The sequence below is a fragment of the Pseudomonas defluvii genome (assembly GCF_001695625.1).
Classification (GTDB): Bacteria; Pseudomonadota; Gammaproteobacteria; order Pseudomonadales; family Pseudomonadaceae; genus Aquipseudomonas; species Aquipseudomonas defluvii.
The window spans coordinates 1-19,055 of record NZ_MBPN01000023.1; the positions used below are offsets into that span (position 1 = coordinate 1).

The 19,055-nt window shown below is 58.3% G+C and carries 21 protein-coding genes; 8 read left to right on the plus strand and 13 right to left on the minus strand.

Features of this window, described 5'->3' with window-relative positions:
* Positions 1-216: 216 nt before the first annotated feature.
* Positions 217-1,416, minus strand: a complete 1,200-nt coding sequence (tyrS, locus tag EKA13_RS08740) for a tyrosine--tRNA ligase (RefSeq protein ID WP_065759002.1) — start codon at positions 1,414-1,416, stop codon at positions 217-219.
* A gap of 209 nt (positions 1,417-1,625) precedes the next feature.
* On the opposite strand from tyrS, the gene EKA13_RS08750 reads away from it, so the two are divergent.
* Entirely contained in the window at positions 1,626-3,038 is a 1,413-nt protein-coding gene (locus EKA13_RS08750) for a peptidoglycan DD-metalloendopeptidase family protein (protein ID WP_065759003.1), read from the plus strand.
* A gap of 3 nt (positions 3,039-3,041) precedes the next feature.
* Complete coding sequence (locus EKA13_RS08755) at positions 3,042-4,139, plus strand: anhydro-N-acetylmuramic acid kinase (RefSeq protein ID WP_065759004.1); 1,098 nt, start codon at positions 3,042-3,044, stop codon at positions 4,137-4,139.
* A 54-nt stretch (positions 4,140-4,193) separates the two neighbouring features.
* Here the strand turns inward: EKA13_RS08755 and erpA are convergent, their stop codons facing one another.
* The gene (erpA, locus tag EKA13_RS08760) at positions 4,194-4,544 is read right to left on the minus strand and encodes an iron-sulfur cluster insertion protein ErpA (protein ID WP_065759005.1); all 351 of its coding nucleotides are present in this window, start codon (positions 4,542-4,544) and stop codon (positions 4,194-4,196) included.
* Between the two features lie 157 nt (positions 4,545-4,701).
* A complete protein-coding gene (gene argC / locus EKA13_RS08765) occupies positions 4,702-5,736 on the minus strand; it encodes an N-acetyl-gamma-glutamyl-phosphate reductase (RefSeq protein ID WP_065759006.1) in 1,035 nt (344 codons plus the stop codon).
* Between the two features lie 149 nt (positions 5,737-5,885).
* Between argC and hemJ the strand changes: the two genes are divergently transcribed.
* From hemJ to EKA13_RS08790, 5 genes are all read left to right on the plus strand, one after another.
* On the plus strand, positions 5,886-6,311 hold the full coding sequence (hemJ, locus tag EKA13_RS08770) for a protoporphyrinogen oxidase HemJ (RefSeq protein ID WP_065759007.1): 426 nt from the start codon (positions 5,886-5,888) through the stop codon (positions 6,309-6,311).
* 125 nt (positions 6,312-6,436) lie between these two features.
* A complete protein-coding gene (locus EKA13_RS08775; protein ID WP_065759008.1) occupies positions 6,437-7,219 on the plus strand; it encodes an SDR family NAD(P)-dependent oxidoreductase in 783 nt (260 codons plus the stop codon).
* Positions 7,220-7,283: 64 nt separating this feature from the next.
* Positions 7,284-7,622, plus strand: a complete 339-nt coding sequence (locus EKA13_RS08780) for a histidine triad nucleotide-binding protein (protein ID WP_028942126.1) — start codon at positions 7,284-7,286, stop codon at positions 7,620-7,622.
* A gap of 65 nt (positions 7,623-7,687) precedes the next feature.
* Positions 7,688-8,335 (plus strand): 2-polyprenyl-3-methyl-6-methoxy-1,4-benzoquinone monooxygenase, encoded by a 648-nt coding sequence (coq7, locus tag EKA13_RS08785; RefSeq protein ID WP_065759009.1) that lies wholly within the window; start codon positions 7,688-7,690, stop codon positions 8,333-8,335.
* Positions 8,336-8,340: 5 nt separating this feature from the next.
* On the plus strand, positions 8,341-9,381 hold the full coding sequence (locus EKA13_RS08790; RefSeq protein WP_065759049.1) for a DUF2157 domain-containing protein: 1,041 nt from the start codon (positions 8,341-8,343) through the stop codon (positions 9,379-9,381).
* A gap of 77 nt (positions 9,382-9,458) precedes the next feature.
* Here the strand turns inward: EKA13_RS08790 and speD are convergent, their stop codons facing one another.
* Both speD and EKA13_RS08800 read right to left on the minus strand, forming a co-directional pair.
* Entirely contained in the window at positions 9,459-10,253 is a 795-nt protein-coding gene (gene speD, locus EKA13_RS08795) for an adenosylmethionine decarboxylase (RefSeq protein WP_065759010.1), read from the minus strand.
* Between the two features lie 232 nt (positions 10,254-10,485).
* A complete protein-coding gene (locus EKA13_RS08800; protein ID WP_065759011.1) occupies positions 10,486-10,908 on the minus strand; it encodes an OsmC family protein in 423 nt (140 codons plus the stop codon).
* Positions 10,909-11,096: 188 nt separating this feature from the next.
* On the opposite strand from EKA13_RS08800, the gene crp reads away from it, so the two are divergent.
* Positions 11,097-11,741, plus strand: a complete 645-nt coding sequence (gene crp / locus EKA13_RS08805) for a cAMP-activated global transcriptional regulator CRP (protein ID WP_065759012.1) — start codon at positions 11,097-11,099, stop codon at positions 11,739-11,741.
* Here the strand turns inward: crp and EKA13_RS08810 are convergent.
* From EKA13_RS08810 to EKA13_RS08845, 8 genes are all read right to left on the minus strand, one after another.
* Positions 11,738-12,442 carry a lipoate--protein ligase family protein gene (locus EKA13_RS08810; protein ID WP_065759013.1) on the minus strand — a complete coding sequence of 235 codons (705 nt, stop codon included), beginning with the start codon at positions 12,440-12,442 and terminating at the stop codon, positions 11,738-11,740. The genes crp and EKA13_RS08810 overlap by 4 nt on opposite strands.
* Positions 12,443-12,495: 53 nt before the next feature.
* The gene (trpC, locus tag EKA13_RS08815; RefSeq protein WP_065759014.1) at positions 12,496-13,332 is read right to left on the minus strand and encodes an indole-3-glycerol phosphate synthase TrpC; all 837 of its coding nucleotides are present in this window, start codon (positions 13,330-13,332) and stop codon (positions 12,496-12,498) included.
* On the minus strand, positions 13,329-14,378 hold the full coding sequence (trpD, locus tag EKA13_RS08820; RefSeq protein WP_065759015.1) for an anthranilate phosphoribosyltransferase: 1,050 nt from the start codon (positions 14,376-14,378) through the stop codon (positions 13,329-13,331). Before trpD ends, trpC begins: the two co-directional genes overlap by 4 nt.
* A gap of 9 nt (positions 14,379-14,387) precedes the next feature.
* Positions 14,388-14,981: an aminodeoxychorismate/anthranilate synthase component II gene (locus EKA13_RS08825; RefSeq protein WP_065759050.1), complete on the minus strand. Its 594-nt coding sequence runs from the start codon at positions 14,979-14,981 to the stop codon at positions 14,388-14,390.
* Positions 14,982-15,043: 62 nt separating this feature from the next.
* Entirely contained in the window at positions 15,044-16,525 is a 1,482-nt protein-coding gene (gene trpE, locus EKA13_RS08830) for an anthranilate synthase component I (RefSeq protein WP_065759016.1), read from the minus strand.
* 69 nt (positions 16,526-16,594) lie between these two features.
* Positions 16,595-17,410, minus strand: a complete 816-nt coding sequence (locus EKA13_RS08835; protein WP_065759017.1) for a phosphoglycolate phosphatase — start codon at positions 17,408-17,410, stop codon at positions 16,595-16,597.
* The gene (gene rpe, locus EKA13_RS08840) at positions 17,407-18,081 is read right to left on the minus strand and encodes a ribulose-phosphate 3-epimerase (protein WP_065759018.1); all 675 of its coding nucleotides are present in this window, start codon (positions 18,079-18,081) and stop codon (positions 17,407-17,409) included. Before rpe ends, EKA13_RS08835 begins: the two co-directional genes overlap by 4 nt.
* Positions 18,082-18,219: 138 nt before the next feature.
* Positions 18,220-19,047: an ABC transporter permease gene (locus EKA13_RS08845; protein ID WP_065759019.1), complete on the minus strand. Its 828-nt coding sequence runs from the start codon at positions 19,045-19,047 to the stop codon at positions 18,220-18,222.
* Between the last annotated feature and the right edge of the window lie 8 nt (positions 19,048-19,055).

Sequence of the window (19,055 nt, forward strand, 5' to 3'; positions counted from 1 at the left end):
CTTCGATCTCTCGTTAGCGGGAGGCGAATTCTACAGCGTTTCAACTCGCTGTCAACCACCTTTTTCACCGCTGCCGATCTATTCGACCGAAGCACTTCCAGCACCATCTTTAAACATCTAACTCGTTGATTACCAAGGAGTTTTCCGTTTCGACTACGCCGGAAGTGGGGCGAATTATAGACAGTTACAATTCGCCGTCAAGCCTTATTTACAAACTCACTCAGCCTTCAGCGTAATACGCGCAAAGGCCTTCTTGCCGGCCTGGCAAACATGAGTGGCGCCCAACGCGAATACGAAGCCACGATCAACGACCTCGCCATCAATGCGCACACTACCCGCCGCCAGAAGATCGCGAGCCGCAGCAGCATTCTTGACCAGCCCAGCCTTATTAAGGACAGCCGCAATCGGCATCTCTTCATCGGCAGGCACTACAACCTCGGGCAGGTCTTCTGGCAACTCGCCATCCTTCATGCGATTGCCCGCGGCACGGTGTGCGTTCGCAGCAGCCTCTTCACCATGGAAGCGCGCAACGATCTCTTCAGCCAGCTTGATCTTGATGTCCCGCGGATTAGCGCCCGCCTCTACCTCTGCACGGAATGCATTGATCTCTTCCATGGACCGGAAGCTCAACAACTCGAAGTAACGCCACATCAAGGTGTCCGGGATCGAGACAAGCTTGCTGTACATCACACCCGGCGCTTCCTGGATACCAACATAGTTCCCGAGGGACTTGGACATCTTCTTGACACCATCAAGCCCCTCAAGCAGTGGCATGGTGACAATATTCTGAGGTTCCTGACCGTAACCGCGCTGAAGTTCGCGCCCCATCAGCAGATTGAACTTCTGATCGGTACCACCCAGTTCAACATCCGCCTTCAGCGCTACCGAGTCATACCCCTGCACCAGCGGGTAGAGGAACTCATGGATCGCGATCGGTTGATTGGTGGTGTAGCGCTTATGGAAGTCATCCCGCTCCAGCATACGCGCAACCGTGTATTGGGACGCCAGGCGAATGAAATCAGCCGGGGTCAGCGCATCCATCCAGGTCGAGTTGAATGCAACTTCTGTCTTGGCTGGGTCAAGGATCTTGAACACCTGCTGTTTATACGTCTCGGCATTTTCCAGCACCTGCTCGCGAGTCAGCGGCGGACGCGTAGCACTCTTGCCACTCGGATCCCCGATCATCCCGGTGAAGTCCCCAATCAGGAAGATCACTTGATGCCCCAGATCCTGGAACTGACGCAGCTTGTTAATAAGGACGGTATGCCCCAGGTGCAGGTCAGGCGCGGTAGGGTCGAAACCCGCCTTGATCCGCAGCGGCTGACCGCGCTTGAGCTTCTCGACCAGTTCGGACTCGACCAGTACCTCTTCCGCACCACGTTTGATCAGCTCTAGCTGCTCTTCAACCGACTTCATGACAGACCCGTAAGGCTCAGATTAAAAGGCCCCAACCATACAAGATCAGCCGTCAATTACAAGTTTTTGGCCTGAATGTGACCCAACACCCGACTGATGACGTCTGCCCGCTTGCTTTGGAAGGGATTTGGTTATATTTTATACAGTTATTTCATCTTCATCATGTCATTCATCTTTTCCATTTCATCTTTTTCAAAGTCAATTTACCCATGAGCAACGAACCGCCTAAAGCGCCTCCGCTTTATCCGAAGAGCCATCTGTTGGCTGCGAGCGGCATTGCAGCCTTACTCAGCCTGGCTTTGCTGGTATTCCCATCCAGCGAAGTCGAGGCCAAGAAAACAACCCTGAACCTTGAGCTGGAAAGCCCAGTCGAGCAGCTTGAGCAACAACAAGCAACGCCACCGCTGGCCAGCGAAGAGGCTGCACCCTCACCGTTTGCCCAGATAGACAACGCTGACGAAAAAAACGAGCAAGCTGCCAAGGCGGAGCCTGCACCAACAGCAGAAACAGCTAAATCGCCTAGCCACCGCGAAGTCACCGTAGGCCGCGGCGATACGCTGTCGACACTGTTCAACAAAGTCGGCCTGCCAGCCAATGCGGTGCATGAGGTACTGGCCAGTAACAAGCAGGCCAAGCAGTTCAGCCAGCTCAAACATGGCCAGGTTCTGGAAATTGAACTGGACAAGGACGGCCAACTGTCCAGCCTGCACAGCAAGGTCAGCGACCTGGAAACCATCCGCCTGACCAAGACCAGCAACGGCTATGCGTTCAATCGCGAGATCAGCAAACCGACTGTACGCACTGCCTATGTGCACGGCGTCATCAAGAGCTCGCTTTCTGCGTCAGCACAACGTGCCGGCCTGTCTCACAGCCTGACCATGGATATGGCCGGTATCTTCGGCTACGACATCGACTTCGCTCAGGACATTCGCCAGGGTGACGAGTTCGATGTGATTTATGAACAGAAGGTAGTCAACGGCAAGGTCGTAGGCACCGGCAATATCCTTTCCGCCCGCTTCAGCAACCGCGGCAAGAGCTATAGCGCCGTTCGCTATACCAACAAGCAGGGCAACACCAGTTACTACACCGCCGACGGCAACAGCATGCGCAAGGCGTTCATCCGTACACCGGTTGATTTCGCACGTATCAGCTCGCGCTTCTCTGCTGGGCGTAAACACCCGATCCTGAACAAGATTCGCGCGCACAAAGGCGTCGACTATGCAGCGCCACGTGGGACGCCAATCAAAGCCGCTGGCGATGGCAAGGTGCTTCTGGCAGGGCGTCGCGGCGGCTATGGCAACACCGTCATCATTCAGCACGGTAACCGCTATCAGACGCTCTACGGGCATATGCAGGGCTTCGCAAAAGGCGTGAAGACCGGAGGCTCGGTCAAGCAGGGCCAGGTGATTGGTTATATCGGCACTACTGGCCTCTCCACCGGCCCACACCTGCACTATGAATTCCAGGTCAATGGCGTCCACGTCGACCCTCTGGGCCAGAAGCTACCCATGGCAGACCCTATCGCCAAGGCTGAACGCCAACGCTTCATGCAGCAGAGCCAACCGCTGATCGCACGCATGGACCAGGAAAAGGCCACCATGCTGGCCTCGAGCAAGCGTTAAGCGATGCCTCTCTATCTGGGAGTGATGTCCGGGACCAGCCTTGACGGCCTGGACATCGCATTGATCGAGCAAGCGCAACAGCTCAAGCCAACGCTACTCGCCACGCATTACATCCCCATGCCGGACACGCTTCGCCAGTCGCTACTGGCGTTGTGCGCCAGCGGGCCGGATGAAGTCGCCCGGGCAGCACTTGCCGAAAATGAGTGGGTGGCACTGGCAGCGACCGGAATCCAACAATTGCTGAGTACTCAGCACCTGCAACCCAGTGCCATTCGCGCCATTGGCAGCCACGGCCAGACCATTCGGCATGAACCGGCGCGCGGCTTCACTGTGCAGATCGGCAACCCAGCCCTGCTAGCCGAGCTCACGGGCATCAGCGTCGTCAGTGACTTCCGACGCCGCGACGTCGCCGCAGGCGGCCAGGGCGCCCCTCTGGTACCCGCCTTCCATGAATCGCTGTTCGAGCACCCAGGCGAACGCCTGGCAGTACTCAATGTCGGTGGTTTCAGCAACCTCAGCCTGATCGAGCACGGCATGCCAGTCAGAGGCTTTGACTGTGGTCCGGGCAACGTACTGCTGGACGCCTGGATTCAAGACTGCAAGGGGCTTAGCTTCGATGCAGGGGGTGCTTGGGCTGCGAGTGGGACGGTCATTCCGAGCTTGCTGTCTGCCTTGCTCAGTGACCCGTTCTTCGCGGAAACCGGCCCCAAGAGCACAGGCAGGGAAGTGTTTAACCTTCCATGGCTCAAGCACCACCTCAGCTCACAACCCATCCACAACGATGCCGACGTACAGGCCACACTGCTGGAGTTGACCGCACAAAGCATCATCAACTCACTGCAGGCAGCCCAACCGGGGACACAGGTACTGTTGGTATGCGGGGGCGGCGCGCACAACGACGTGCTGATACAGCGCTTGGCCAAGTTGCTTCCCGGTGCGCGGGTCAGCAGCACTGACGCTTGCGGCGTCGATCCGGACTGGGTAGAGGCGATGGCATTCGCCTGGTTGGCTCATTGCTGCCTGGAAGGCATTGCGGGCAATCGCCCCAGCGTCACCGGCGCCCGCGGCCCTCGGGTACTTGGCGCTATCTACCCTGCCTGAAGCGCAAAGCAAAACGCCGCGCAAGTGCGCGGCGTTAGCAGTAGACACCCGGCCTTAGATCGAGAACGAAGAACCGCAACCACAGGTGGTGGTAGCGTTAGGGTTCTTGATCACGAAACGCGAGCCTTCCAAACCTTCCTGGTAATCCACTTCGGCACCTGCCAGGTACTGGAAGCTCATCGGATCGACAACCAAGGCGACGCCTTCGCGCTCCACGACAGTATCGTCTTCGGCAACGTCTTCATCAAAGGTGAAACCATACTGAAAGCCGGAGCAACCGCCGCCCGTTACGAACACTCGCAACTTCAGACGATCATTACCCTCTTCATCGACCAGGGTCTTCACCTTGTGCGCGGCGCCCTGCGTGAATTGCAAGGCCGTAGGGGTGAAGGATTCGACGCTCATGCTGACTATCTCCCGGCGCTGTGCCGCCATAATGCGTGATGACAGGCATTATCCGCTTCTCCGAGAAAATTGGTCAAGAATTGAAGCAGACCCACGCCACACGTGAAACGACACTGCAAGCGTCTCCCACGTGTGGTTTCCCGCACTTTAAAGGTGATTAAGGCAACAGCCCCGCATGAGACAGACCCATGCGCTCGTCCAGGCCAAAAAGGATGTTCAGGTTCTGTACCGCCTGACCCGACGCGCCCTTGACCAGGTTATCGATGACCGAGAGCACTACGACCAGGTCACCACCTTGTGGCCGATGAACCGCAATACGGCAAACGTTAGCACCCCGCACGCTACGGGTTTCCGGGTGGCTGCCGGCTGGCATGACATCGACAAACGGCTCATCTGCATAACGTTTTTCGAACAGCGCTTGCAGGTCAACCGAGGTATCGGCAACGGTGGCGTACAGGGTCGAGTGGATACCCCGGATCATTGGCGTCAGATGCGGCACAAAGGTCAGACCGACATCACCACCGGCAGCACGGCGCAAGCCTTGGCTAATTTCTGGGAGGTGACGGTGCCCTTTGACCGCGTATGCCTTCATGCTTTCACCGGCTTCGCAGAACAGCGACCCTACGCTGGCGCCACGGCCAGCACCACTGACACCGGACTTGCAGTCGGCGATCAGGCGCGAGGTATCAGCAATGCCGGCCTCAAGCAGTGGCAGGAATCCCAATTGGGTAGCGGTTGGATAGCAACCTGGGACGGCAATCAGGCGAGCCTGGCGAATCTGCTCACGGTTGACCTCGGGTAAGCCATAGACCGCATCCTTGAGCAGTTCAGGTGCACCGTGTGGCTGGCCATACCACTTGGCCCACTCGTCAGCATCCTGCAAACGGAAGTCCGCAGAGAGGTCGATCACCTTGGTACCGGCTGCCAGGAGCTCCCCAGCCAGCGCATGGGCTACACCATGTGGCGTGGCAAAGAAGACCACGTCGCATGCTGCCAATGCCTTGCTGTCGGGCACGCTGAAGGCAAGGCCATCGTAGTGGCCGCGCAGGTTCGGGTACATGTCGGCGACGGCCAGCCCTGCTTCTGATCGCGATGTGATCACCGCCACCTCTGCCTGTGGATGCTGTGCCAACAGACGCAGCAGCTCGACACCGGTGTAACCCGTGCCGCCGACGATACCGACCTTGACCATAACGCGTGCCCCTTCTGAACGAACCGACTGTAGAGTGTAAAGCCAGCGATAATATGGGGCTGTCGCTTTGGTAACAACCGTTGAGATGACGGGGGCCACCCACAGCCACTACTATCCGACCACCGTGAACCCTGAAGGAACTGCAAAACATGCTTTATCTATGGATCAAGGCCCTACACATCGTCAGCGTGGTGTGCTGGTTTGCCGGGCTGTTCTATTTGCCCCGGCTCTTCGTCTACCACGCCCAGAGCCAGGACAGCATCAGCCAGGAACGTTTCGTGACCATGGAGCGCAAGCTGTACCGGGGCATCATGGGGCCGGCGATGATCGCCACTTTCATCTTTGGCATCTGGCTGCTTAGCTTGAACCCCGGCTTCATGAGCCAAGGCTGGATGCACGCCAAGCTGACACTTATCGTGCTGTTGACCGGCTACCACCATATGTGCGGCGCCCAGCTGAAACGCTTTGCACGTGGAGAAAACACTCGCAGCCACGTCTACTACCGCTGGTTCAATGAGGTGCCCGTGCTGATTCTGCTGGGTATCGTCATCCTGGTGGTGGTCAAACCGTTCTAAGCCGAACCTCGTCGGCTACTACCCGCACTGCAGGCGCAACGCCTGTACGTAGCGGTAGTGGCTGCGCCGACCCCAACCTGTAAACTACGCGCCTTGAACAACGCCCCCCCTGATTGGAGAACTGCATGACCCGTTACGCCATGATCACCGGTGCCTCCAGCGGCCTCGGCCTGGCACTGGCCGAAGCACTGGCCAGGCGGGGGCGCAACCTGATTCTGGTGGCACGACAACGCGACCTGCTTGAACCTGTCGCCATCGAACTGACTCAACGTTTCGGTGTAGAAGTTCTTTTCCGCGCCTGCGATCTCGGCGAGCCGCTGCGTCTGTCTGGCTTTCTACTTGAGCTCGAAGAAGGCGAACGGCAAATCGATCTGCTGGTGAACTGTGCGGGCATCCGCTCCTATGGTCCGTTCCTCGCTCAGGAATGGGCAGACGAGCAGGACCTGATCGAAGTGAACATTCTCGCCCTTACCCGCCTTTGCCACGCGCTGGGTAACGCCATGGCGGTTCAGGGCGGAGGGCAGATCCTCAACGTTGCCTCCCTCGCGGCGTTTGCGCCTGGCCCCTGGATGAGCAGCTATGCCGCAAGCAAGGCGTATGTTCTGCACTTCTCCGAAGGGCTACGCGAAGAACTCAAGCGCACCGGCATCAAGGTTTCAGTCCTCTGCCCCGGCCCGGTGCGCTCGTCCAGACGCCGTATTCCACGCCTGGACAACAGCAAGCGCTGCCTGAGCGCCGAGGAAGTGGCGCTGTATACCGTTCGAGCGCTGGAAAAAAACCGCGCCTTGATCCTTCCCGGTCGGCGCAATCGCTGGCTTGCATTCAGCCCGCGAATGCTCTCGCGCTGGCTCACACGCAAGCTGGCCGGTGCCATCAACCAACGCTATCGCCCAAGCAGAATCGAATAGAGGCTGGGCGGCAGGCCCTGCGCTGAGTACACTCAGGCCAGACCACCACCATGGAGCAAGCGTTGTGGAGACTCTCTTCACCAAGATCATCAACCGGGAGATCCCGGCCAAGATCATCTACGAGGACGACCAGGTTCTGGCCTTCCACGATATCGCACCACAGGCCCCCGTACACTTTCTGGTTATCCCGAAAAAGCCTATCCGTACCCTCAATGACCTGACCGAAGAAGACAAAGGCCTGGCTGGCCATATCCTCTTCACCGCTCAGCGCCTGGCCAAAGAGCTGGGCTGCGAAGACGGTTTTCGCGTGGTCATGAACTGCAATGAGCTGGGCGGTCAGACCGTCTACCACATCCATATGCACGTGCTCGGTCAACGCCAGATGCACTGGCCGCCGGGCTGATCCAACGCAAGCCGTGTCATCTGGATTGGGGTAAACTATCGGGCACATTCTTGCGGAGGTGCCCGATGGCTACCGAACGTCACTACTCACCGCTCGACCGCTTGTTGCTGCAGGCCGACACTGCCATGCGCACCTTGCTGCCCTTCAGCGGCCAACCTTCCCGCCCGTCTCCGGCGATCATCCAGCCCGACAGTGACATGGACGACGAACAAACGCGCCATGTAGCGGGCCTGATGCGCATCAACCATACCGGCGAGGTCTGTGCTCAAGCGCTGTATCAAGGCCAGGCACTGACGGCAAAGCTGCCGCAGGTACGCAAGGCAATGGAACATGCAGCCGAAGAAGAAATCGATCACCTGGCCTGGTGCGAACAGCGCATTCGCCAACTTGGCAGCCACCCCAGTGTGCTAAACCCGTTGTTCTATGGCATGTCATTCGGCATCGGCGCAGTGGCCGGGATGATCAGCGACAAAGTCAGCCTGGGGTTCGTCGCAGCTACCGAGCATCAAGTGTGCAGGCACCTGGATGAGCACCTGGAGCAGATTCCAGCCGAAGATGAGAAATCACGGGCTATCCTCGAGCAGATGCGCATCGATGAAGCACACCATGCCGAGTCCGCGCTGGACGCTGGGGGCTTCCGTTTCCCTGCGCCGATCAAGTTCGGGATGAGCCTTATGGCAAAGGTCATGACTAAAAGCACCTACCGTATGTGACCATCATGGCTGACCGCTTCGATGCTCAAGATCTTGCCCGTGCCGTAGCTGCGGGGATTCTCCAGCCAGGCCAGGATCAGGCCCTGCTGGACTTTCTCAAGCAGCAACCGCAAGAGCGTGCCAGCTTCCAACTGGCGCATGTCGCCTATTACTTTGGCGCACTACTGATCATGGGCGCCATGGGCTGGCTATTGACCGAAGCCTGGATGAGTATCGGTGACAGCGCCCTGCTGCTGGTCGCACTGAGCTACATCGCCCTGCTCACCCTGGCCGGCAAGGCCATGCACCGCAGTGGGCAGGTAATCCCTGGTGGGCTGCTCGCTGCCGTGGCGGTGAGCATTGTGCCGTTGGCAGTGTTCGCACTCGAACGCCTTAGCGGTTTCTGGCCCATGGACGACAGCCAAGGTGACTACCAGAACTACTACCGCTATGTACAAGGTGGGTGGTTGTTGATGGAAGTTGCGGCAGTGGTTGCCGGCCTTCTGATGCTGCGCCTGGTGCCCTTCCCGTTTATTGTGATGCCAATGGCGATCGCCCTCTGGTTCATGTCAATGGACCTGACCGAGTGGGTCTACGGTGACGGATTCAGTTGGGATCAGCGTCGAGAAGTCTCGCTGTGGTTCGGCCTCGGTTTGCTGCTGGTATGCGTCTGGATTGATGGGCGCAGCCGCCAGGACTATGCCTTCTGGGGCTATCTGGCCGGGCTCGCAGCCTTCTGGGGCGGTTTGACATTGATGGACAGCGGCAGCGAATGGGGCAAGGCCATGTACTGCCTGATCAACCTTGGCTTGATGGCCGTGGCTCTTTTGCTGCGCCGCCCCGTGTTCATGGTGTTCGGGGCACTGGGTGTGGCGGCTTACCTGGGGTACCTGTCCTATGATGTGTTCGCTGACTCACTGCTGTTCCCGCTGGTACTGAGCCTGATCGGGATCGCGATTATTGGCCTTGGCGTGTTCTACCAGAAACACCGCGAGCGCTTGAGTACCGCCCTACGTACCCTGCTGCCAACTGCCATCGTGGATTTTCTGCCCGGATTGCGCCGCTAAATGCAGCGCAACAACCGGAGCAACTGACGAAAATAAAAAAGGGGCCCTCGCAAGGGCCCCTTTTTTTGCCTGGAAATTTACGCTGGCATGTTGCGAGCGTAAAAGATTTCCAGCATTTCGTGTTTTACACGCTCAGTCACCTGCGCGCGCTGTTCTGCAGACAAGTTGTTGGTCGCGTCGCCGAACAGGTAGTTGTCCAGTTCGAAGTCCTTGAGCAGCATCTTGGTGTGGAACAGGTTCTCCTGATACACATTGACGTCCGTCAACTGGTAAGCGGACTTGGTATCTTCAGAGAGGTAGTTCTGGATCGAGTTGATCTCGTGATCGATGAAGTGCTTCTTCCCTTCGATGTCACGGGTGAAACCGCGCACACGGTAATCCACAGTCACGATGTCCGAATCGAACTGGTGAATCAGGTAGTTGAGCGCCTTGAGCGGTGAAATAACCCCGCAGGTCGACACATCGATATCCACACGGAAGGTAGCGATGCCATCCACCGGATGAATTTCCGGGTAGGTGTGAACAGTGATATGGCTCTTGTCGAGGTGGGCCAGAATGGTATCTGGCAATGGGCCCGGCGACTCTTCGATCTGGCTGTCGGTCGGGGTGACCGGTTGTTCAGAGATCAGAATGGTCACGCTGGCGCCTTGTGGCTCGTAATCCTGACGGGCAATGTTCAGGATATTGGCACCAATGATATCAACCACATCGGTGAGAATCTGCGTCAGGCGTTCGGCGTCGTACTCTTGGTTGATGTACTCGACGTAGGCCTGCAGGTCCTGAGGGGACTCTGCATAGCAGATATCATAGATGTTGAAGCTCAAGGTCTTTGTCAGGTTGTTGAACCCGTGGAGCTTGAGTTTGCTTTTCACCGTTGAAAACTCTCTATATGTGTGCGGCCCGGCCGCGTGATCAAGCATGCCCGTCAGATGCGAACGACGCACCTGCGTAGGACGGTTAACACCTCTTCGCGATGGCGATTTTGGTTGTCTGGTCGGAGCAGGTCCGAGACAGGGCCAAAGCCCTGAAAAAGGGGCGCATTATGCAGACCTGAAGCCCGGTCTGCCAGAGTGTGCGCCGCTTTTATGATAGTTGAATGTCGACTCAACCCAGCTCGACGATTTCATAGGCGTGAGTAATCTCGACACCCGCACGCCCCAGCATGATCGAAGCCGAGCAATACTTCTCGGCAGACAGCTCAACCGCACGTTTGACCTGAGCCTCTTTCAAACCACGGCCCTTGACCACAAAGCGCAGATGTATCTTGGTGAATACCTTGGGGTCTTCACTCGCACGCTCAGCCTCCAGGAACGCTTCACAGCTTTCTACTGCCTGCCGCGACTTCTTCAAGATGCTGACCACATCGAAGTTGCTGCAACCGCCCAGACCCAGCAGCAGCATCTCCATCGGCCGAACGCCCAGATTACGCCCGCCACTCTCCGGCGGACCATCCATGACCACCACATGGCCACTGCCTGACTCGCCGAGAAACATGGCTTCGCCAGCCCACTGGATACGCGCCTTCATACCTGGACTCCATTAAACATGAAAAAGGCTGCCAGCTTAGACCCTGCGGGCACGTCGGAAAAGCTAAGCGTTCAAGGAAATGTGCCGATACAGGAACACGCGTCTGATAAGCTGACGCCAAATCACTGGCGCAAAAGCCAGGCTACTTACAAAAGTGTCCACGCATCGCTTCTTTCCGGAATTCAGCCATGGTTGCCTTGAACCTCCCAGCCAAGATCAAGAACATCGACAAGTTGCTTGCTCATTGTCAGCGTCGGCATTTCACCGCCAAGAGCAACATCATTTGCGCGGGCGACGAGGCTCATACCCTGTGGTACATCGTCAAGGGTTCGGTGACCATCCTGATCGAGGATGATGAAGGCCATGAGATGATCATCGCCTACCTCAACAGTGGCGACTTCTTTGGTGAACTTGGGCTCTTTGAACCCGAGGGCAAAGAACAGCAACGCAGTGCCTGGGTACGCGCCAAAAGCGAATGTGAAGTGGCCGAAATCACCTATGAGAAATTTCGCGAGCTGGCCCGCCAGGACCCGGACATTCTCTACGCGCTCGGCAGCCAGATGGCACAACGCCTGCGTAACACGACTCGCAAGGTAGGCGACCTGGCCTTTTTCGACGTCACCGGACGCGTAGCCCGCTGCCTGCTGGAGCTATGCAAGCAACCCGACGCAATGACCCACCCGGACGGTATGCAGATCAAGATAACCCGCCAGGAAATCGGCCGGATCGTCGGATGCTCACGGGAGATGGTCGGCCGCGTGCTAAAGGATCTTGAAGAACGCAGCCTGGTTCAGGTCAAGGGCAAGACCATGGTGGTCTACGGTACCCGCTAGTCTTTCGCGATACCCGCAAGCACCGCGCCATAGGCCTGCGCCAACTGTGTAAACAGTGGGGCCTCGGGTACCACTTCGTGCAGGGCAATGTGGCTATCGGCCAGACAACGTTGCTCCAGCTCGCAACACTCATTGAACCGGTTCACTGCGGCGACCATCGTTTCGCGCTCGTTATCCAGCAGCAGTGCACCGTGCACCAGCACGACAGGCCGCTTGCCATTGAGCCCCTGACGCCAGCGCTGAGCCGTACCGACCAGTTTGCGACCATTAAGGTTGACGTTGTAACGACCATCGCAGAACGCCCCCTCGATCTCTCCGACCGAAGCAACCCCGCCCCACTCACGCAGGGCCTCGCACAAGGGTTGGCAAAGTCGCTCATAGGCGCTTTCGATCCGCCCATGATCACCCTCACTGCGCGGCGCAACATAGACCAGGGCAATGTTGATGACCGCTGGTGATTGCGGTACAGGCTCGCCGCCAGTCTCTCGCAACAATATCGGCCAGCCGGCAATCGCCAGTTCCGCACAGGCCGCCTCGAAGCCCTCCAGGCGACTCATGCGCCGAGGCATGACCAAGGCCCGGTCAGTCGGGCGCCAGAACAACACACCATGGTCTTGCTCACCTCGACACACAGCGGCCAGCAAATCCTGCTCGGCACGCAGGCCAGCTTCAACGGTCACGGCAACAGGTTGATCGTTCATCGCATTAACCTTGTCGATACAAAAAAGCCGGCATCGCCGGCTTCAGGGGTTGATCAGTCCAGACCTGGAACCTGGTTCTGTGGCACACGCTCAGGAAAGAACAGACGCTGCAGTTCATAACCTGGATTGTCCGCGCGCATGAACGCTTCGCCGACCAGGAAGGAATACACCTCATTGACTTCCATCAGCTCGACGTCGGCACGGGTCAGAATGCCGCTTTCAGTAATTGCCAGACGATCACGCGGAATGCGTGGCAACAGGTCGAGCGTCGTTTCCAGGCTCACCTCAAAGGTGTGCAGGTTACGGTTGTTGACACCAACCAGCGGGGTATCAAGGACGCTCAATGCCCGATCGAGCTCATCACCATCATGCACTTCGACCAATACATCGAGGCCGACACCTTTGGCAGTGGCCGCCAGCTCAGCCATCTTCACGTCGTCCAACGCGGAAACGATCAGCAGTACGCAGTCAGCACCCAGGGCTCGCGCTTCGACGATCTGGTAAGGATCGATCATGAAATCCTTGCGGATAACGGGCAAGGCACAAGCCGCTCGGGCCTGCTGCAAATACACATCAGCGCCCTGGAAGTAGTCGATGTCGGTCAGTACCGACAGGCAGGTTGCCCCACCCTTCTGGTAACTGACCGCGATGTCGGCCGGAACGAAGTGCTCGCGAATGACACCCTTGCTCGGCGAAGCTTTCTTGATTTCAGCAATAACCGCTGGCTGCTTGCGTGCCGCCTGCTCGATCAGCGCCTTGGCAAAACCACGAGGCGCATCGGCGCTGGCCGCCAGACGCTCAAGTTCGGCCAGGCTCACCCGGGCACTGCGCTCAGCGACTTCTTCGACCTTGCGCGCGAGGATTTTTTCCAGAACCGTCGGCACACTCATCCTTCATTCTCCTGCTTGAATACAGCGGTAAACGCACCCAGCTCCTCAAGTTTTTCGCGGGCAAGACCGGTGTGCAGCGCATCATGTGCCAACGCGACGCCCTCTTTGAGCGAAGAGGCGTGGTCTGCGGCGTACAGTGCTGCGCCCGCATTAAGCACGATCATTTCTGCAGCCTTCTGACCGTTTTCAGTCTTGCGTCGGCCCAAGGCATCGCGAATCAGCTCCAGCGAAGCCGCCGGGCTTTCAACCGACAGCCCATGCAGACTCTGGCTTTTCATGCCAAGGTCTTCAGGCTCGACCCAATACTCGGTAATCTGGTCGTTCTTCAATTCCGCCACAAAGGTCGGCGCGGCCAGGCTGAACTCGTCCAGACCGTCCTTTGAATGCACCACCAGTACATGTTTGCTGCCCAAGCGTTGCAGCACTTCGGCCAACGGCCGGCACAGCGCTTGACTAAACACACCGACCACCTGGTGCTTCACGCCGGCAGGATTCGTCAGCGGGCCAATCATGTTGAACAGGGTGCGCAACCCCAGATCACGGCGAGGGCCGGCAGCGTGCTTCATTGCCCCATGGTGCGACTGGGCAAACATGAAGCCGATACCAACGCTGTCAATGCAACGAGCCACTTGAACCGGGGTCAGGTTCAGGTAGATACCGGCGGCCTCAAGCAGGTCGGCACTGCCACTCTTGCCCGAAACGGCACGGTTACCATGCTTGGCAACCGTGCAACCCGCCGCTGCCACCACAAATGACGAGGCAGTAGAGACATTAAAGATGTTCGCGCCGTCGCCGCCGGTGCCGACGACATCGACAACACCGGCAAGGGTGTTGAGTTCAACTTTATCCGCCAGCTCACGCATCGCCGAGACGGCACCGACGATTTCGTCAATGCTCTCGCTCTTCATGCGCAGCCCCATCATGAAAGCGCCGATCTGCGCTTCGGTGCATTGGCCGGTCATGATCTGACGCATGACGTCGCGCATTTCATCGGTGGAGAGGTCCAACTGACTGACGATACGGGCCAGCGCGCTCTTGATATCCATGTTCGATCCTTAGCGGTGGCCGCCGCTCTGCTTGAGGAAGTTGGCGAACAGCTCGTGGCCCTGTTCAGTGAGGATCGACTCAGGGTGGAACTGCACCCCTTCGATGTTCAGCGTCTTGTGCCGCAGGCCCATGATTTCATCGACAGAACCATCTGCCAGCGCAGTCCAGGCGGTGACCTCAAGACACTCCGGCAAGGTTTCGCGCTTGACCACCAGCGAGTGGTAGCGGGTTACGGTGAGCGGATTGTTCAGGCCCGCAAATACGCCGAGGTCGCGGTGGAACACAGGGCTGGTTTTGCCGTGCATCACCTGACGGGCACGCACCACGTCCCCGCCAAAGGCCTGGCCGATGGACTGGTGGCCCAGGCAGACACCGAGAATGGGCAGTTTCCCGGCAAAATACTTGATTGCCTCCAGCGACACACCCGCTTCAGTTGGGGTGCAAGGGCCGGGGGAAACAACGATGCGTTCAGGCTTGAGCGCCTCGATCTGGGCGATGGTCAGTTCGTCATTGCGAATGACCTTGACCTCTGCACCCAACTCGCCAAGGTACTGCACGACGTTGTAGGTGAAGGAGTCGTAGTTGTCGATCATCAGTAACATCTGGTCAACCTCTTGAGTCTGCTGACTCTGAATACCTGTCTTGCGCCGAAAAGGCGCCATCTTCACTGGCGTGGCGTCTGCTCGGCCAAGGCTACGGCCCGGAACATCGCGCGGCGCTTGTTGATGGTTTCTTCCCACTCCAGCGCGGGCACCGAGTCGGCGACGATGCCGCCACCGGCCTGGACATGCAACTCGCCGTCCTTGATCACCGCCGTGCGGATCGCGATGGCGGTATCCATGTTGCCGTTCCAGGCGAGGTAACCGACCGCACCGCCATACACGCCGCGCTTTACCGGCTCCAGCTCATCGATGATCTCCATCGCACGGATCTTCGGCGCACCCGACAAGGTACCCGCCGGAAGAATCGCGCGTAGCGCATCCATGGCCGAAAGACCTTCCTTCAGTTGACCAGTAACGTTAGAGACAATATGCATCACATTGGAGTAGCGCTCGATCACCATTTTCTCGGTGACCTTGACCGAGCCGGTTTCGGATACCCGACCGGTGTCGTTACGCCCCAGATCAATCAGCATCAGGTGCTCGGCGATTTCCTTGTCATCGGACAGCAGGTCTTCTTCCAGGGCACGGTCGGCTTCTTCGGTTGCACCGCGTGGACGAGTACCGGCGATTGGACGTACGGTGACCAGGTTGTCCTCGACGCGCACCAGTACTTCCGGCGAACTGCCAACGACGTGGAAGTCGCCAAAGTTGAAGAAGTACATGTACGGCGTCGGGTTGAAGCAGCGCAGCGCACGGTACAGGTCGATAGGCGCGGCACTGAAATCAATGGACATACGCTGCGACGGCACAACCTGCATGCAGTCGCCCGCCAGGATGTACTCCTTGATGGTATCGACAGCACGCTCGTAGTCGTCCTGCGTGAAACTGGAGCGGAATGCGGGCTCGGCAGCCTGCAACCCCTTGAAATCCAGGCCACGGCGCGGCGTGATCGGCTGACGCAGTTGCTCGAGTAATTGCTCGAGGCGCGCCTGACCTTCTTCGTAGGCGTTTTCCTGCGCCGGGTCGACCAGCACGATTGCATGGATCTTGCTGGCCAGGTTGTCGAACACCACGACGGCATCAGAAACCATCAGCAAAATATCCGGCACACCCAACGGGTCTGGATTCGGGCATTTGCCCAGGCGCTTTTCCACATAGCGCACGCAGTCATAGCCAAAGTACCCCACCAGACCGCCGTCGAAACGCGGCAGACCAGCGATCGTTGGCACCTTGTAGCGATCTTTGAAGGCCTCGACGAATGCCAACGGATCGTCGACATCATGCTGCTCGACTTCTACACCGTCATGGCTGATGCGAACCTGATAGTCATGCACACGCAACACCGTGCGGCACGGCAAGCCAATGATGGAATAACGCCCCCATTTTTCCCCGCCCTGCACGGATTCGAGCAGGTAGGAGTTGGGCTGGTCGGCCAGCTTCAGGTAAATGGACAGCGGCGTATCGAAGTCGGCCAGGGTTTCGCAGGCAAGCGGAATGCGGTTGTAGCCGGCTGCGGCCAGGCGCAGGAATTCTTCGCGGGTCATGATAGCCTCGTGGCAAGGAGCTATGGGTCGGGCAAGCAAACGTGCCGGGCCAAGCCGGCTAGATAGAAGTCAGGCGCGCCAACGCCAACGGGCCAGTGCCTTGATGACTTTCATCCAGAGTTTGCAGGTGACCACCACGATGGAATCTCTATCAGGGGGGGATTGAACGTCCGACATTAGCTCAGTGTCTGCTTCTAAGCAACCAGGCAAGAGTGCACGAAGGTCATCAATCACCAATGTGGGTGACTCCTCGGCTATCGGACGACCATGGTTATAGCCATAGCTGAGTGCAACACACTTGACGCCAGCAGCCTTCGCCGCCAGCACATCGCTGCGCGAATCACCGACAAACAGCGCGTTTTCTGGCGGCACATTCGCCATTTTCATAACGAACATCAGCGCTGCCGGGTCTGGCTTCTGCTGCGGCAAGGTATCGCCGCCGATGATCCAGCGAAAATAACGGCCGATTTTCATCTGGTCCAGTAACGGGCCAACAAAGCGTTCAGGCTTGTTGGTGATCAGAGCCATTTCCACGCCCTGCTTGCGCAACCAACGCAGCGTATCCTTCACGCCAGGGTAAACCGCCGACAGCGCATGGTTTTCAGCATAGGCCTGCATGAAAATCTCCAGGCCCTTCTCCGCCTCGTCTTCATCGACGGCGGAGTGATCCAGGCCACCGGCCAAGGCGCGGCGTACCAGTACCGCAGCGCCGTTACCGACCCATTGGCGTACAGCCTCAAGGCCAACCGGACGACGGCCCATTTCGAGCAGCATCTGGTCCACAGCGACCGCCAGGTCCGGTACGGAGTCGATCAGCGTGCCATCCAGATCGAACATTACCAGCCTGGGAAGGCTGCCCGGGAACAGCTGCTCGAAACCACTCATGGCCGTGCCAAAGCCAGTTCAGCATGCATTTTGGCGATGACTTCGCGGTAGTCCGGCGCATTGAAGATCGCAGAGCCCGCAACAAAGGTGTCAGCGCCAGCAGCAGCGATCTCGCGGATGTTGTTGACGTTGACGCCGCCATCGATTTCCAGACGGATATCGCGACCACTGGCCTGGATCAGCGCGCGAGCCTCACGCAGCTTGTCGAGGGTGCCGGGAATGAACTTCTGCCCACCAAAGCCTGGGTTAACGCTCATCAACAGGACCATGTCGACCTTGTCCATGACGTACTTCAAGGCATCGAGCGATGTTGCCGGGTTGAACACCAGGCCCGCCTTGCAGCCACCATCACGGATCAGTTGCAGCGAGCGGTCGATGTGCTGGGAAGCTTCTGGGTGGAAAGTGATGTACGTCGCACCGGCTTCAATGAAATCGCCAATGATGCGATCTACCGGGCTGACCATCAGGTGCACGTCGATCGGCGCGGTGACGCCATACTTGCGCAGCGCACTGCAGACCATCGGGCCGATAGTCAGGTTGGGGACGTAGTGGTTATCCATGACATCGAAGTGAACGATGTCGGCTCCGGCCTCCAGCACATTGTCGACTTCCTCGCCCAGGCGAGCGAAATCGGCAGAGAGAATGGAGGGGGCAATAGCGTAGGGCTGCATGGCGCACCTGTAGGGCAGAAATCACGGTGGTGCGCATTGTAGCTCAAGCGACCGGCCAAGGGCTGACCGGTATCAATCACAGCGACAAACAGGTACCAAGGCGTGCCCCCCAGGTTTTGCACCTGAGGGGCACAGGCATCAAGCCGGCTGCTGGGTGCGCAGTTTTTCGCTACGCCCACGCAACCATTCCAGGGTCAGCAGCAGGAGCACCGAGAATGCAATCAGCAAGGTCGCGGCCGCCGCAATGGTCGGGCTCAGGTTCTCACGGATACCGCTGAACATTTGCCGTGGCAAGGTCGCCTGCTGCGGGCCAGCAAGGAACAGGGTGACCACCACTTCGTCGAACGAGGTCGCAAAGGCGAACAAGGCTCCGGAAATGACGCCAGGTGCAATCAATGGCAGGGTCACACGGCGGAACGCTGTCAATGGCGATGCACCCAGGCTGGCCGCTGCACGCACCAGGTTATGGTTGAAGCCCTGCAGGGTTGCCGAAACCGTGATGATCACAAACGGCACACCCAGCACGGCATGCACCAGGATCAGCGAAATGAAGCTGTTTCCCATGCCCAGCGGTGCGAAGAACAGGTAGCTGGCCACACCGATGATCACCACCGGCACCACCATCGGCGAAATCACCAATGCCATCACCAGCGATTTACCAGGGAAGTCGCCACGGGTCAGGCCAATCGAGGCCAACGTACCGAAGACCATTGCCAGCACCATGGCCGCTGGCGCAACGATGATGCTGTTCTTCAGTGCGCGCATCCACTCCGCCGAAGCGAAGAAGTCCTGATACCAGTGCAGCGAGAAGCCCTGCAGCGGGTAGACCAGAAAACTGCCCGAGTTGAATGACAGTGGAATGATGACCAGCACCGGCAACACCAGGAACAGCAGGATCAGCCCGCAGAGGATACGCAAGCTGTAGAACCAGACCCGCTCGATAGGCGACATGTAAGGACTCAACATGGAAAGGC

Bases quoted from the DNA above. Each gene is read 5' to 3' on its own strand.
- EKA13_RS08825 (WP_065759050.1), bottom strand. From the start codon at position 14,981: ATGTTACTGATGATCGACAACTACGACTCCTTCACCTACAACGTCGTG.
- EKA13_RS08835 (WP_065759017.1), bottom strand. From the start codon at position 17,410: ATGAGTGGTTTCGAGCAGCTGTTCCCGGGCAGCCTTCCCAGGCTGGTA.
- EKA13_RS08790 (WP_065759049.1), top strand. From the start codon at position 8,341: ATGGCTGACCGCTTCGATGCTCAAGATCTTGCCCGTGCCGTAGCTGCG.
- trpE (WP_065759016.1), bottom strand. From the start codon at position 16,525: ATGACCCGCGAAGAATTCCTGCGCCTGGCCGCAGCCGGCTACAACCGC.
- EKA13_RS08800 (WP_065759011.1), bottom strand. From the start codon at position 10,908: ATGAAGGCGCGTATCCAGTGGGCTGGCGAAGCCATGTTTCTCGGCGAG.
- EKA13_RS08775 (WP_065759008.1), top strand. From the start codon at position 6,437: ATGACCCGTTACGCCATGATCACCGGTGCCTCCAGCGGCCTCGGCCTG.
- trpD (WP_065759015.1), bottom strand. From the start codon at position 14,378: ATGGATATCAAGAGCGCGCTGGCCCGTATCGTCAGTCAGTTGGACCTC.
- hemJ (WP_065759007.1), top strand. From the start codon at position 5,886: ATGCTTTATCTATGGATCAAGGCCCTACACATCGTCAGCGTGGTGTGC.
- EKA13_RS08845 (WP_065759019.1), bottom strand. From the start codon at position 19,047: ATGTTGAGTCCTTACATGTCGCCTATCGAGCGGGTCTGGTTCTACAGC.
- EKA13_RS08810 (WP_065759013.1), bottom strand. From the start codon at position 12,442: ATGAACGATCAACCTGTTGCCGTGACCGTTGAAGCTGGCCTGCGTGCC.
- crp (WP_065759012.1), top strand. From the start codon at position 11,097: ATGGTTGCCTTGAACCTCCCAGCCAAGATCAAGAACATCGACAAGTTG.
- erpA (WP_065759005.1), bottom strand. From the start codon at position 4,544: ATGAGCGTCGAATCCTTCACCCCTACGGCCTTGCAATTCACGCAGGGC.
- rpe (WP_065759018.1), bottom strand. From the start codon at position 18,081: ATGCAGCCCTACGCTATTGCCCCCTCCATTCTCTCTGCCGATTTCGCT.
- argC (WP_065759006.1), bottom strand. From the start codon at position 5,736: ATGGTCAAGGTCGGTATCGTCGGCGGCACGGGTTACACCGGTGTCGAG.
- EKA13_RS08750 (WP_065759003.1), top strand. From the start codon at position 1,626: ATGAGCAACGAACCGCCTAAAGCGCCTCCGCTTTATCCGAAGAGCCAT.
- tyrS (WP_065759002.1), bottom strand. From the start codon at position 1,416: ATGAAGTCGGTTGAAGAGCAGCTAGAGCTGATCAAACGTGGTGCGGAA.
- trpC (WP_065759014.1), bottom strand. From the start codon at position 13,332: ATGAGTGTGCCGACGGTTCTGGAAAAAATCCTCGCGCGCAAGGTCGAA.
- coq7 (WP_065759009.1), top strand. From the start codon at position 7,688: ATGGCTACCGAACGTCACTACTCACCGCTCGACCGCTTGTTGCTGCAG.
- EKA13_RS08755 (WP_065759004.1), top strand. From the start codon at position 3,042: ATGCCTCTCTATCTGGGAGTGATGTCCGGGACCAGCCTTGACGGCCTG.